The organism is Paenibacillus sp. FSL P2-0089 (assembly GCF_038595095.1).
Taxonomy (GTDB): domain Bacteria; phylum Bacillota; class Bacilli; order Paenibacillales; family Paenibacillaceae; genus Paenibacillus_AQ; species Paenibacillus_AQ silagei.
Genome location: NZ_CP152006.1, coordinates 3547507 through 3560415, shown reverse-complemented (window position 1 = coordinate 3560415; position 12909 = coordinate 3547507). Strand labels below are relative to the sequence as shown.

The following is a 12909-nucleotide window of genomic DNA, read 5'->3' as shown; positions in this document are numbered from 1 at the left end:
AAATGTGATTAAGTGTCTTGGCCGATCATTTCTTCTTCGTCTTCTTAATCGTATTGTTATCCGTAACTGTATAGATGAATCGGGCGTCTTCTGCACCGCCGTCATTGTCTGTCACCCGGAAGGTAACCGCGTCCGCAGCGCGCTGCACGCCTCCTGTCCTGAAGCAGAACACCTCATGATCATCCTTGCCCCAGAATGAATTCAGCATACGGAAGCTTTCGCCGTCAATCCCCTTCACCGTGCGGCGGCCGTTGGCATTGTACAGTCCGTGCTTGTCTGCCGCCCAGCTCTCCGGGCCGTGATCGAACAGATAAACGAAGCTGTCACGGTCCAGCTTCCTGGCCGGATCTCCCCACTGGTACACCCTCTCCCGGTCAACCGCCCAGCTTCCATTCTCTGATAAGACTGTGAAGCTCCCCGGATCGGCTCCAGGTAGCGGCTCCAGAATATAATCCGGGTGACCGAACGGCTGGAAGGTACGGCCGAACCGGGCATGATAGACCTGGCGCTTGTCTTTGGACAGCCCCTGGCTGCCTGCCGGCATCAATACAGTGAAGCTGGCCGGGTCTGCTCCGGCAACCGCATATCCGTTATAAAAGACGTTCTGCGCATCCCTTCCGAACAGGCCCCCGAGGGCCTCGAAGGTCTGTACATCCGCTGCCCGGGCCCGCCTCCAGGTACAGTAGACTCCTTGCGCATCTTGTCCATACTCGTCATCCAGCACCTTAAACGTTACCGGATCTGCCCCTCTCACCAGATTGAAGACCTGGTGCGTCCCTGTCCTTCCGGCAGCACCGCTCTCGGAAGCGTAGAAGACGGCCAGGTCTGTCTTGAACCAATTTCCCTGAATCCGATTGGCTCCGGCCTCTGGCTTGTCATAGCTGGCATGCCACCAGCCGTACACACTCGGATAAGCATCCCGCAGCTGGGGGGCCAGCCCGGACTTGCTGCTGTTGGCATAAGATAAGGATTGATACAGATGCAACACATGGTCCTTGTCCATGCAATAGTCCATATGTGCCACCGCTGTCTCCACATCGATATCCTCCCAGGTATGAAACCGGTCAACGTTCTTCACATACAGACGGTGCTTGTCCTTAGCGAAATACGGTGAGCCCTCCAGAAGCTTAAAGGTCTCAGGGTCTGCTCCCGGGATCTGCTTGTTCTCCAAATAGACATGCAGCGTATCCAGTCCATAGTCATTATCCAGAACTCGGAAGGCACTAGTGTCCCCGCTGACAAAGGTGACTTTATTCTTACGTCCGTCAAACCACCATACCCCCCGGACATCCTGCAGATACCCGAACGGCAGCCAGCCGCGATGAAAGGCATGAATGACCGCGAAGCCCTCACTGGTAATGCCGCCCTTAAGCAGCAGAGCGTCTCCTGCTTCCTGCTTCAGCAGAACATGTGCATCTTCGGTTATGAACAAACTATTGGTCATATATCATCCACTCCTTACCCTTCGTTTTGTCTATCATACAACAGTAGTCCCTTCTATAAATTAACCACATCCATTCTACATATGGTGTGGATCGCATTGTTGCACATTTTGCAGGATTTCTCTAAAAATGTTATGGGTTACGCTACATTGTTGCATCATTTGCAGGAATTCCGGTGTTTATTGCAACTTAACGCTGACTTTGTTGCATTTCATGCAGGATTTCAGCGTAAGGGGCTTCTATTGGCCAGCATTGTTGCATATTTTGCAGGATTTCTCTAAAATGTTACGGACTACGGAGCATGGAGATGGCTCCCTCACACACACCTTCTCCGCAGAAAATAAAAAAGACCACAACCGGCGGAAGCCGGGCTGTGGTCACTGATTCTATCCTCTTGCTTATTGCTGAATTGCTTTGAACGACTCGGTCTGGCGGGTAATTCCCTGCTCCGCCGCGAAGCGCTCTATGCTCGATGCGCCGAAGAATCCATGGATGCCCTTCGTCCGCTGAATGACATAAGCCGCATCCTCCGGCTCGGCAATCGGGCCGCCGTGGCAGATAATCATAATCTCCGGGTTGACCGCCCATCCGGCTTCGATAATCGCCTCGATACGCTCTACACAATCGTCCAGGGTCAACGCGGTTACTGCGCCGATGGTGCCCTTGGTGGTGAGGCCCATGTGGGCGACCAGAATATCTGCACCCGCCTCTGCCATGGCCCGTGCCTGTTCAGGGTCGAACACATACGGGGTCGTCAGCATATCCAGCTCATGGGCGATGCGGATCATTTCGACCTCAAGGCCGTAGCCCATCCCGGTCTCCTCCAGATTCTGGCGGAATACGCCATCGATCAGACCCACTGTTGGGAAATTCTGCACACCGCTGAAGCCCTGCTCCTTCAGCTGCTTCAGGAATACCTCCATCACCCGGAACGGGTCGGTGCCGCATACCCCTGCCAGAACGGGTGTATCCTTGACGACAGGCAGCACCTCCGAGCCCATCTCCACCACAATCTGATTGGCGTCCCCATACGACAGCAAGCCTGCCAGTGAACCGCGTCCTGCCATTCTGTAACGCCCGGAATTGTACACAATCAGCATATCGGCTCCGCCTGCCTCACTACTCTTGGCGGTAATCCCCGTGCCTGCCCCGACACCAAGAAGAATCTTACCCGCCTTCACCTCTTGCTTGAATCTGTCCATAATCTCAGCTCTGGTCTGCTTATTCATTAGCAGCTCCTCCTTATTGTGGGGTTCAGGCCTTCGCGGCCTGCATGAGATCAATCAGCTTCTGGGCTGCCGCCCCGGCAAAGACCGGATCGTTGATCGCCTCGTCCATGTCGATCAGTTCAACCCTTGAGCGGTCCACCTGCCGGCGCAGGGTATCGAACAGCATCCGGTCCTCTTCAGGGCCGTAGAAGGGCTGACCCTCCACATCAATCGCCGAAATACCGCCAAGCGGCAGCATAAGCACTGTACTCTCCGTTGCCATATTGAGCTTCTCGGCGAGCTTCCTGCCGAGCTGTTCATTCTCTTCCACGGTCGTCCGCATCAGGGTGACTGTAGGATTATGATGATAGAATTTGCGATCCTTGAACTTCTCCGGTACGGTATCCGCCGGGCCGAAGTTGCACATGTCCAGGGCCCCCACCGAGACGACCTGCGGAATGCGGTTGCGGCCTGCGGCCTCCAGGCGGTGCGGTCCTGCGTTCAAGACGCCGCCGATCAGTTCATCTGCCCATTCGGTGGTGGTTAAGTCCAGCACCCCTTCAATGAAGCCCGCTTCGATCAGCGCCTCCATCGATTGTCCGCCGATTCCGGTAGCATGGAATACCAGCACCTCGTAGCCGCGCTCCTCCAGGTATTTGCGCGCTTCGGTCACACACGGCGTGGTCACTCCGAACATAGTGGCTGCGACCAGCGGCTTTTTCTCCGGTTCATAGTCTGCTTCGAACAGGAGCATGCCCGCGATGGCAAACATCGCATTGCTGAATATTCTCGTCGAGATCGAATTGAGGCCTGAGACATCCACGACAGACGGAATCATCATAATATCGCTGGTCCCGACATAGGGGGCGGTATTTCCGGAGGCAACCGTGGATACCAGCACCTTCGGTACGCCGATCGGCAAGGCTCTCATGGCTGGGGCAACCAGTGAAGTTCCGCCGGTGCCCCCGAAGGATATGATGCCGTCAAATTTGCCCTCCTGGTATAACCGGGGAACAAGCTTCTCCAGCCCCTTGGACAAGACCTCTGTAGCTAACGCCCGGTCCTTCTTCGCGGCAAGCTCGTCCAGCTCCACACCTGCGGCGGATGCGACCTCCCGGTTAGACACATCGGGTTGAAAGGCTGGCTCGAATACACCGGTATGGATCATCAGGGCTCTGAGGCCCAGCTCCTCTGCAAGCTGCTTGATGTACAGATACTCCTCACCCTTCGTATCAAACGTTCCAGCTATGGCGATCGTCTTCATTCTGTGGCCTCCTCGTATACGAATCATAGATTCATCATACCGGGCATTTTTATGGATGAAAACGCTTTTATGTTCTATGTTTTTGTGTTTAGGTTAGATTTGTACTGCTTGGGCGAGCTGCCCATCAGCTTTTTGAACATTCTGCTGAACTGGGCATAGTCGGGGTAGCCGACCATTGTGGACACCTCGGATAATTGCAGATGCGGGGCCTGGAGCAGGATGGCAGCCTTTTGCATACGGAAGCCGACCAGATAGTTCTGGAAGCTGCACCCTACCTCCTTTTTAAACAAACTGCTCAAATAACTGCGCGACACATGCGCCACCTTGGCCAGATCCGCGAACACTACTTCCTCGCTGTAATTCTGGGCGACATACTCTTTGACGAATTCTACGTAATCGTAATGCCGGGTGATGCCGCTGAGCATTTTGACCATGAGATCATCCTCATCCAGCTTGCCCAGGCGCTTGAAATCGCGGGTTATGGCTGTAATCGATTGCTCGGAGGGAATCCGTTCAAAGGCAGAGCCGCCAATGTAGCCCATAATCTGCGTGTTGCTGCTGTACATATACTGGACGTCAACCGGAGTCTTGACCGGACCGCCGTAGATCATCTTAATGACTTCAGGCTTAACCTCTCCGCAGGCAGTGAGAATACGCAGCGCCTTCGCCTTGGCAGCTTCCAGCGAGACCACCTTCCGTGCCCCCAGCAATCCGCCTACGGTTAGGCCGAGATGCACACAGATCACATCCGCTCCCGCCTCTGCCATCTGGACCGCCTGGGCTTCGTCGAAGACGAAGGCCACCGTGAACAGCTCCTGCTGATGAGCCAGACGTATAGCCTCCACCTCCCTGTCATAGCTGATGCCGTCTTCCTCCAGTGCCTCTCTGAACACCCCGTCGATCAGGCCGACCGTCGGATAATTATTCACTCCCGCGAAGCCTCTGGCCTTAATCTCTTCTATATACAGGGACATTTCTCTCGTTGGATCATTCGCATTCAGCCCGAACAGCACCGGAGTGTCTCTAACCAGCGGCACAATCTCCTTCGAGGCAAAATCCATCACCATTTCATTACTGTTGCAGAAGGGCAGGAACCCCGCCAGCGAGCTTCTCCCCATCTGCCGGAACTTGCCGGAGTTCAGCATTAGAATGAAGTCTGCTCCGCTGTCAGCGGCAACCTTGGCTGTAATTCCCGTGCCTGTCGAGACGCCGATAATATGGTTGCCTTCGCGCAGCTCTAACTGAAGCCGCTCCAGTATGGCTGTTCTGTTCAAGCTCTATCTCCTCATCTCTCTAGCAGAATTCCCAGCAGAACATACGCAAGCATAATCCCGCCGGCTGCATAATCCATCCGTGCATAGTTCAGCACCCGATAGGAAGTCCGTCCCTTCCCGTTCCCGTAAGCCCTTGCCTCAATCGTCATCGCCAGCTGCTCCGCCCGCGCAAGGGTGGTGACGAGCAGCGGAATCACTAATTGGCTGTAAGCCTGTATCCGGTTAAAGCCTTTGGTATCCTTGATATCATACCCTCTGGCCTGTTGCGCCACAAGAATGCGGTCCAGCTCCTCGGTAATAGTGGGGATAAAACGAATAGCCAGCATGACCGTCAAGGCCAGCGCTTCTACCGGAACGCCCAGACGGGTTAACGGCTTGCAGAGCTGTTCCAGACCTTTGGCCAGATCGAGCGGTTTCGTCGTTAATGTCAGGATGAGAGCAAGCGAGACCAGCAGCAGAATCCGCCAGAGTGCGAAGAGTTCATTCCTGATCCCTTCCTGGTTGAACAGGAGATGATAGAGCATTGGCAGCAGCAGGATGAACAGAAGCGGCCGCAATGCCCGTAAGAGCATACGAAGAGGGATTCTTGATAATAGGACCTGCCCCCCGGAGAGGACTGTCGCTGCAATATATCCGGAGGGCGCCTGGAGGTGCATACTGCCCATTGTGAAGGCAACAAGGAGGAGCAGCTTCGTTCGCGGATCAAGCCGGTGGATGACAGAGTCTGAGGGGACATACTGCCCGAGTACAATTTTATCCGTCATCACTCAGAGACCCTTTGCCTGCCAGATAGCATTCACCATTCGGAAAATCTCCGCTTCCCTGCAGCTTGCAGGCTGGTGCTTCTCTCCAGAACATTCCTCGATGATTCTCAAAAGCTGAATCGGCTCCGGTACAGGCAGACCCGCTTGCTCCATGCACTCCGCATGCTTAAGGAACAGTTCGTTGACCTCCCAATGTCCTAACAACCGGCCCTGCGCCATAACCATCACCTCATCCGAGTATTCGGCAACATCCTCCAGCTGATGCGACAGGAACAGCACGGTCCGCTTGTTCTCCTCCTGCCACTTTTTTAGCCTTCTGAGCAAGTCGTTCTTGTTCCCGGGATCAAGTCCTGCGGTCGGTTCATCCAGAATAAGCAGCTCCGGCCCGGCCATCAGCACAGAAGCGATAGCCACAAGCCGCTTAATTCCCCCGCTGAGCTGTAAGGGATGCTGCTGAAGCAGGGCTGCGGGTAGGCCCATCTGTTCCATAACCTGCTTGATCGCCTGCTCCACGTTCGCCCGGGATTCCCCCCTCATACTAAGCGCAAAAGCCAGCTCCTGATACACCGTTGCCGCAAACAGCTGCTGCTCAGGATACTGAAAGACATAACCGATGTGCGGAACGGCCTTCAGCCTGCCTTGCTGATCTCTTGGTAATGGCTGCTGACGATACGTATATTCACCCTTATGGATCGGGAGCAGACCCTTGAATATTTTGGCGAGGGTGGATTTTCCGGCCCCGGACTGACCGATCACCGAAATCCATTTTCCCTCCTGGAGTGTGCAGCTTACGGATTCAAGAATGTCCCGCCCGTTCATCTTCACACTTACATCCTGCAATGCGTAGACCATAAGGTTCTGATCGTCTCCTTCCATTCTGCATGCAGCGGAGCGTCCAGCCCGAGCGCCTGAAATAATCTTACGGCAAAAGGAGGCGCAAGCTGATGCTCCGTCATGCTTACACTGCTGAACAAGCCGGAGGGCGTCCCGTCAAAAGCCAGCTCTCCCCGGCTAAGCAGCAGCACGCGGTCTGAATGCAGAATCTCATCCATATGATGGGTAATGTGGATGATCGTCAGCCCTTGCCGGTGAAGCGTGTGCATCACCTGAAGAAGGTCCTGCCTGCCCTGCGGATCAAGCATTGAGGTGGCTTCATCCAGGATGAGGATGGAGGGCTCCATTGCCAGAACGGCCGCCACTGCAACCCGCTGCTTCTGCCCGCCCGACAGCTGATGCGGAGCGGCGTCCATATAGTCTTCCATGTGAACGGCTTGCAGTGCACGGGTTGCCCTGCCGAACATCTTGGTTCTCTGGACGCGCAGATTCTCCAGCCCGAAGACCACCTCATCCAGCACGGAAGCCGTAATGAACTGATCGTCAGGATTCTGGAAGACCAGTCCGGCCTGCTCGCGGATGCTTACGAGATTCTGGCGCTTCGAGGTACTCAGCGCTCCCAGCCTCACCTCTCCGGCTCTTGGCAGCAGCAATCCGTTCATTAGCTTGGCGATGGTGGATTTGCCGCTGCCATTCGCGCCGATGATGGCAACGAATTCGCCTTGGCGTATGTCAAAGCTGAGCTGACGGAGAACCGGCTGCCCTCTCCGGTAAGCAAAATCGACCTGGTCAAAAACGAGTATGGGCGAAACTTCTTCCTGCACGGCCTTCTTCATGTCAACCCCTCTACCGCGCGGCTCTTCATGAGCTGGCGGGCGATTTTGCCGGAACCCGTGTAGCTGAATCCCTCTACGTTAATCAGCTGCTTAGGCAGCTTATAGCTCGCCAGATAGGGGCGGCAATACTTCCTGATCTCATCGAGCGTAAGCCGTTCCTGACCCTGCCACTGTATCAGTAACGTTACCTGCTCCCCCCAGCGTTCATCCGGTATGCCGAACACCATCGCCTCCCGGATATTCGGATGGCGAAGCAGTACTGCCTCCACTTCTTCCGGGAACACCTTGAGCCCCCCGCTCTTGATCATACTGCCCGCGCGTCCGGCCAGGCGCAGATGCATCTGCCGGTCCTGATATACGTAATCCCCTGTGCGCAGCCAGCCGTCCCGGAATACCCGCGCCGTCTCTTCCGGCAGGAGATGATATCCGGAGAAGATCATATCGCTGCGGATATATAGCTCCCCCACTGTGCCTTGAGGAACCTCGCGGAACTGTTCATCGCAGATCAATAGCTCTACACCGCTGAACGGCTGGCCCAGAGAGTCCTGCGGCTCCGCTCCGGTAAGCTCCAGATAGCTGATGTAGCTGGCTTCAGAGGAGCCGTAATACTCGTAGAGCCTAACCCCGTTGAACCTCTCGTGGCACTTAGGTATTGAAGACACAGGCCATTTGCCGCCGGAGCTAATCAAGGCCTGGATGGACACCTCGGCGTTGCTTGACTCCGCTTGGCGCAATAACGCCTCGGTCATAGCGGGCACAACGAACAGAATCATATCCGGTACGCGGCAGCACAGGGTGAGCACGCGCTCTGCATCGAATTCCGGAAGGAGATGGAACGTGGCTCTGCTGTACAGGGATTGCAGCAGGGCGAACAGCGACAGCGAATGCACGAACGGCCCGGGGGCAAGCACATGCTGCATCCGGTTCAGGCTGAACGCCTTCTCTGTAGCCTCCAAGCTGCTGAACCACGACTGATGGGTCCGCATGTACCCCTTAGGGACACCTGTGGTACCTGAGGTATACCCGATGAACAGCAGTTCAGGGCTATCTGCGGCTTCAGCCTCCGGCCCGAAGCCTGCCGCCCAAGCCTCATAGCTGCCGGAGACCTGTCCCCTGCCGAAATATAGCTGAGGAATTCCGCTGTAACGACCAGTCAGATCAGCTGCGAAGCATACTTCACTTACAATTAGCCCGGGATCGCATTGCCGGATGACCTGCTCCAGCTCTGCTAGAGACCATTTCGGGTCCAGCAGTACGGGAGTACAGCCTGCATAGTTAGCACCCAGGACAAATTCGGCGAATTCCATGCGGTTACCGGATAGAAGCGCAACGGTCTGATTCGTGTGTCCGCCCTGCCGCAGACCGCTGGCAACCTGTTGAACCCGCTTTGCGAGCTGCTCATAGGTACAGTCTTCGTGTCCATCTGAAATTGCAATACGGTGAGGGACGAGTGCGGCACGTTCCAGAATGTGTTCTGCCAGATTCACCGGAATCTCACGCCCCCCTCTTCTCCTCAACCGGACTGAACGCCCGGAGCTGCATGGTGATGACAGCGGCCAGCAGAGCCTTGATCAGATCTCCGGGCAGAAAAGCCGCAGACCCGGCAAGTCCGGTCCAGAGCGGAGTATTCGTAATCCAGGCCATGGTCGAAGCGCCGATTAGATTAACGAGCAGAACGCCAAAGATCAGATTAACGGCGAACAGCTTCCAGGCCCGGAGCTTCGGCCAGACCGCTTCAGCGAACCAGCCGATCAGCCCGGCGGCCAGCGGCCAGCTGAACAGATAGCCTGCTGTCGGTCCAACGAGTATGGCCAGCCCGCCGCGTCCGCCTGGTAATACCGGTAAGCCTAAAGCGATAAGGATAAGAAAAATGATCAGGCTGAGTGCACCTGTCCGCCAGCCCAGAAAACAGCCGGCCAGCATGACGCCAAGCGTCTGGGCAGTGACAGGTACAGGAATAATGCCTAGCGATACGGGCGGAACCAAGCCCAGCACCGCGATAAGCGCGGCGAATAAGGCCGCATAGACCAACTCTTTGATTCTCAATTCAATAACCTCCACAAGATAAGATACAGGAATTGGGCGGCCTTCCGGTCAAGGAGTCCAGCCAACAAGCTGAATTATAGTGGAGGACGCCTCCATTGTAAACCATAAATTATTAATAGGTTCACAATGATGATGTGAGTATACCTGATTTTTCTAATGATCCTAAGCATGTTAATATATTTAAAGAGATGAGATCGGAACGTTAGACTTGTGGAGGGTTATAGGCATGACAGTTAAAGAACATATCCTGGCCTTACTGGATAGCAATAAGGGTGAATACTTCTCCGGCGAGGACATCGCCGGGCGGTTATCCGTGACGCGCAGCGCAGTGTGGAAGGCCATCAAAGCGCTGCAGAGTGACGGCTATTCCATTCAGGCCGTCACCAATAAGGGATACTCCCTGTCCCCGCAGACGGACATTCTGTCCGCCGCAGCGGTCGCCAAATACCTGGATGCCAGGGGGCAAACGCTGCGGCTTGAAGTTTTCAAGAGCGTGGCTTCAACGAACGAGCTGGTGAAGTCGCTGGCTTCCGGCGGTGAAGCGGAAGGCAAAGTCATCCTCTCGGAGGAGCAAACCGCCGGGCGGGGCCGGAAAGGCCGGCCTTTCTTTTCCCCTGCGGGGACGGGCATCTATATGAGCATTCTGCTGCGACCCCGGCTGTCGGCGGCAGATGCTACGCTTCTGACTACCTCTGCTGCCGTTGCGGTGGCTCTGGCGATCGAGAGTGTGTCCGGCCTCAGCACGCAGATCAAATGGGTGAATGACGTATTCATGAACGGTAAAAAGGTGTGCGGAATCCTCACCGAGGCTTCCCTGTCCCTGGAGAATGAGTGGCTGGATTATGCCGTACTCGGGATCGGGATCAATGTGGCGCTGCCCGCAGCGGGCTTCCCCGCCGGACTGTCTGAGATTGCAACCTCTGTATACAAGGAGGACAAGCCTCCAGGCGATCTGCGCAACCGGCTTACAGCCGAAGTGCTGAACCGCTTCATGGGCTATTATGAGCAGCTTAAGGAACGGCTGTTTCTGCCCGAATACCGGCAGCGCATGATGTCGCTGGGTGAGACGGTCATGGTTGTTAAGGAGCATCAAGAGCAAGCGGCAACTGCCGTTGATATCGACAACGACTGCCGCTTGAAGGTCCGGTATCCGAATGGCGACGAGGAATATCTGTCCAGCGGCGAAGTTCGTATTCTGCTCTAACACTTAGAAACCACAATTCGCAAGAGATGCTTGCGGGGGGTGGTTTTTTTGTGCCATTATTCCGGCTCGGATATTTGACATGTGAATTGATTATCGATATAGTGTGAATCAGTTCACACCACGTATTAAAGGAGGAAACGATGCCAAAAAATACGTTCTTTCGATTGGATGAAGCCAGGCGCGAGGAAATATCGAACAGGGCTATGCAGCTTTTTGTGGATCATCTTTACGAGGATATATCGATGAAGATGGTGCTGGATAGCTTGTCTATGCACCCCGGAACCTTCTACCGTTATTTTGAAGACAAGGATGACCTGTATTGTCACTTAATCCGTAATGTGACCCGGAAAAGAGCTGCGTATTTTAATAACAGTACTGAAGATTCCCTGTTCCGGTCTTTCCTTACCGGCTTATTTGGTAACGTGAATGGTACGGTGGCCGAGCCGCTGAATGAGCTGGAGATCAAGCTTACTGAGACTTTTTTACACATTCCCGAGGACATACTGCTGAAAGTATATCTGAACGTGCTAAAGGGCGAGTCCTTCCCCTTGATTAAGGACATTATACGGCGGCTGAGGGTGGACGGATATCTCCGGCCTGATATTGACGATGACCTGATTTCATTTATGTTTGAATCTATGCAGTTTAATTTAGTCATGTTTTATAGGGAATTCGGGATTAAGGATTCTCAGATGCAGCATAAGCTTAGCAAATACTTTGCTGACTTTATGGGTCATGGTCTGCTTGAAGATCATAAATATTCCGAGCTGGTTAGCGATATTAAAAAAGCAAAGGAGTAGAAGTGTATGAACAAGCATTTGAGAACTTACGAGGTTTTTCCAGCACCTGTTGGCAGCTATACGGTTGGCCGGACTCAGATGGATCTGGAGTACACGGCTTCGGACCATTCCACAAGAGAACTGACAGCGTTCGTGTTCTATCCGTCTGACAGCAGCGAAGGTAAAGCTACATCAGCATACATGTTTCCTGAAGTCTACGGGATGTTAAAGGATCAGCCGCTCGTCACGGGGTATGTTACGAGCGATTTTTTCTCCATAGAGTTCAAGACCCGGTGTTACGACGACCTTGCTCTCTCCGCGAAGGAGCAGCGCTATCCGGTGTTATTCTATGTCTGCGGCGGGGGCGGCTCTCCGGAATGGGGCACAGTGCTCTGTACGGACTTGGCCAGTATGGGATACGTTGTGGTTAGCATCGGCCATCCGAATAGCACGATGTACAAGCGTAAAGACGGGCGTCTGTTTAATGTATCCAAGGACTTCTCCGATGCTATCATAGCGTTGTCTGAAGATCCGGAGATGCTGGCGCTGGCTGGTAAGATGGAGATGCGGCCTGACGATGAAGCTGCCGTTCAGATGTGCCGTAGCGTGCTTGCACTCCCGGTACTTGCCAAGTTAACAGAGTTTAGTGAGTTACAGGCAGAAGATGTGCGTTTTGTAGCCGATGTTCTGTACAAGCTGGACACTGGAGAGCTGGATTCTATCTTTAAAGGCAGACTGCTTGTTGACACCGGCATGGGCATCGTCGGACATTCTTATGGTGGGCTTACGACGGCGATGGTCTGCCGGGACGACGACCGGTTTACCTGCGGGATTGGCTTGGATAGCGGTGCATTCGGTCTCCTCGATAGCGACCTTAATACGCCCTTCCTGCTGCTGTATCGTGAACCCAACTACAACATGAATGCGGTCATTGGCGCTAACAATAGCAGAGAAACCTATTATTTCTCTGTTGACCGGGTTGCGCATTTAGATTACTGTGACATCGTGTTTACCGGAGTTAATGAGGACCTCAGAGGCGAACGGGATGCGATGGAGATGCGAAATCTGGTTACAGACTATACGAAGACCTTTTTGGATCATTACCTCCGGCAGAAGGCGGCAAGTGTGGACAGCTTGGCTTACGATGGCGTGGACTTGGTCAGGAAGACCAATAATAAGTGAGCCGTACAGTCTCAATTTTCACCGGCAACAGAGAAATATCTACCCGGCGCTGAAGTCCATATTCTGTCTAAAACGC

The 12909-nt window shown here is 54.3% G+C and carries 12 protein-coding genes; 3 read left to right on the top strand and 9 right to left on the bottom strand.

Annotated features, from left to right (window positions below):
- Positions 1-25: 25 nt before the first annotated feature.
- The 9 genes from NST69_RS14670 to NST69_RS14630 form a co-directional block, all read right to left on the bottom strand.
- On the bottom strand, positions 26-1444 hold the full coding sequence (locus NST69_RS14670; RefSeq protein ID WP_342549829.1) for a DKNYY domain-containing protein: 1419 nt from the start codon (positions 1442-1444) through the stop codon (positions 26-28).
- A gap of 396 nt (positions 1445-1840) precedes the next feature.
- Positions 1841-2671, bottom strand: a complete 831-nt coding sequence (locus NST69_RS14665) for a phosphoenolpyruvate hydrolase family protein (protein ID WP_342549827.1) — start codon at positions 2669-2671, stop codon at positions 1841-1843.
- Between the two features lie 25 nt (positions 2672-2696).
- Positions 2697-3914 carry a Tm-1-like ATP-binding domain-containing protein gene (locus NST69_RS14660; RefSeq protein WP_342549825.1) on the bottom strand — a complete coding sequence of 406 codons (1218 nt, stop codon included), beginning with the start codon at positions 3912-3914 and terminating at the stop codon, positions 2697-2699.
- Positions 3915-3988: 74 nt separating this feature from the next.
- Positions 3989-5188 (bottom strand): phosphoenolpyruvate hydrolase family protein, encoded by a 1200-nt coding sequence (locus NST69_RS14655; protein WP_342549822.1) that lies wholly within the window; start codon positions 5186-5188, stop codon positions 3989-3991.
- 11 nt (positions 5189-5199) lie between these two features.
- Entirely contained in the window at positions 5200-5952 is a 753-nt protein-coding gene (locus NST69_RS14650) for an energy-coupling factor transporter transmembrane protein EcfT (protein ID WP_342549821.1), read from the bottom strand.
- Positions 5953-5955: 3 nt separating this feature from the next.
- Positions 5956-6804 (bottom strand): ATP-binding cassette domain-containing protein, encoded by an 849-nt coding sequence (locus tag NST69_RS14645; protein WP_342549819.1) that lies wholly within the window; start codon positions 6802-6804, stop codon positions 5956-5958.
- Entirely contained in the window at positions 6780-7622 is an 843-nt protein-coding gene (locus NST69_RS14640) for an energy-coupling factor transporter ATPase (RefSeq protein WP_342549817.1), read from the bottom strand. Before NST69_RS14640 ends, NST69_RS14645 begins: the two co-directional genes overlap by 25 nt.
- A complete protein-coding gene (locus tag NST69_RS14635; RefSeq protein ID WP_342549815.1) occupies positions 7619-9109 on the bottom strand; it encodes an AMP-binding protein in 1491 nt (496 codons plus the stop codon). The genes NST69_RS14640 and NST69_RS14635 overlap by 4 nt, the downstream gene beginning before the upstream one ends.
- 7 nt (positions 9110-9116) lie before the next feature.
- Positions 9117-9668, bottom strand: a complete 552-nt coding sequence (locus NST69_RS14630; RefSeq protein ID WP_209870832.1) for a biotin transporter BioY — start codon at positions 9666-9668, stop codon at positions 9117-9119.
- A 226-nt stretch (positions 9669-9894) separates the two neighbouring features.
- Between NST69_RS14630 and NST69_RS14625 the strand changes: the two genes are divergently transcribed.
- The 3 genes from NST69_RS14625 to NST69_RS14615 all read left to right on the top strand — a co-directional run bounded on the left by NST69_RS14625 (position 9895) and on the right by NST69_RS14615 (position 12833).
- Positions 9895-10872, top strand: coding sequence for a biotin--[acetyl-CoA-carboxylase] ligase (locus NST69_RS14625; RefSeq protein ID WP_342549813.1), 978 nt, complete (start codon positions 9895-9897; stop codon positions 10870-10872).
- A gap of 140 nt (positions 10873-11012) precedes the next feature.
- Positions 11013-11672, top strand: coding sequence for a TetR/AcrR family transcriptional regulator (locus tag NST69_RS14620; protein ID WP_036727030.1), 660 nt, complete (start codon positions 11013-11015; stop codon positions 11670-11672).
- Positions 11673-11690: 18 nt separating this feature from the next.
- Entirely contained in the window at positions 11691-12833 is a 1143-nt protein-coding gene (locus tag NST69_RS14615; protein WP_342550176.1) for a choline esterase, read from the top strand.
- Positions 12834-12909 lie beyond the last annotated feature (76 nt).

Coding starts and splice junctions, on each gene's coding strand:
- NST69_RS14670 (WP_342549829.1), bottom strand. CDS start 1,444: ATGACCAATAGTTTGTTCATAACCGAAGATGCACATGTTCTGCTGAAG.
- NST69_RS14665 (WP_342549827.1), bottom strand. CDS start 2,671: ATGAATAAGCAGACCAGAGCTGAGATTATGGACAGATTCAAGCAAGAG.
- NST69_RS14660 (WP_342549825.1), bottom strand. CDS start 3,914: ATGAAGACGATCGCCATAGCTGGAACGTTTGATACGAAGGGTGAGGAG.
- NST69_RS14650 (WP_342549821.1), bottom strand. CDS start 5,952: ATGACGGATAAAATTGTACTCGGGCAGTATGTCCCCTCAGACTCTGTC.
- NST69_RS14645 (WP_342549819.1), bottom strand. CDS start 6,804: ATGGTCTACGCATTGCAGGATGTAAGTGTGAAGATGAACGGGCGGGAC.
- NST69_RS14640 (WP_342549817.1), bottom strand. CDS start 7,622: ATGAAGAAGGCCGTGCAGGAAGAAGTTTCGCCCATACTCGTTTTTGAC.
- NST69_RS14625 (WP_342549813.1), top strand. CDS start 9,895: ATGACAGTTAAAGAACATATCCTGGCCTTACTGGATAGCAATAAGGGT.
- NST69_RS14620 (WP_036727030.1), top strand. CDS start 11,013: ATGCCAAAAAATACGTTCTTTCGATTGGATGAAGCCAGGCGCGAGGAA.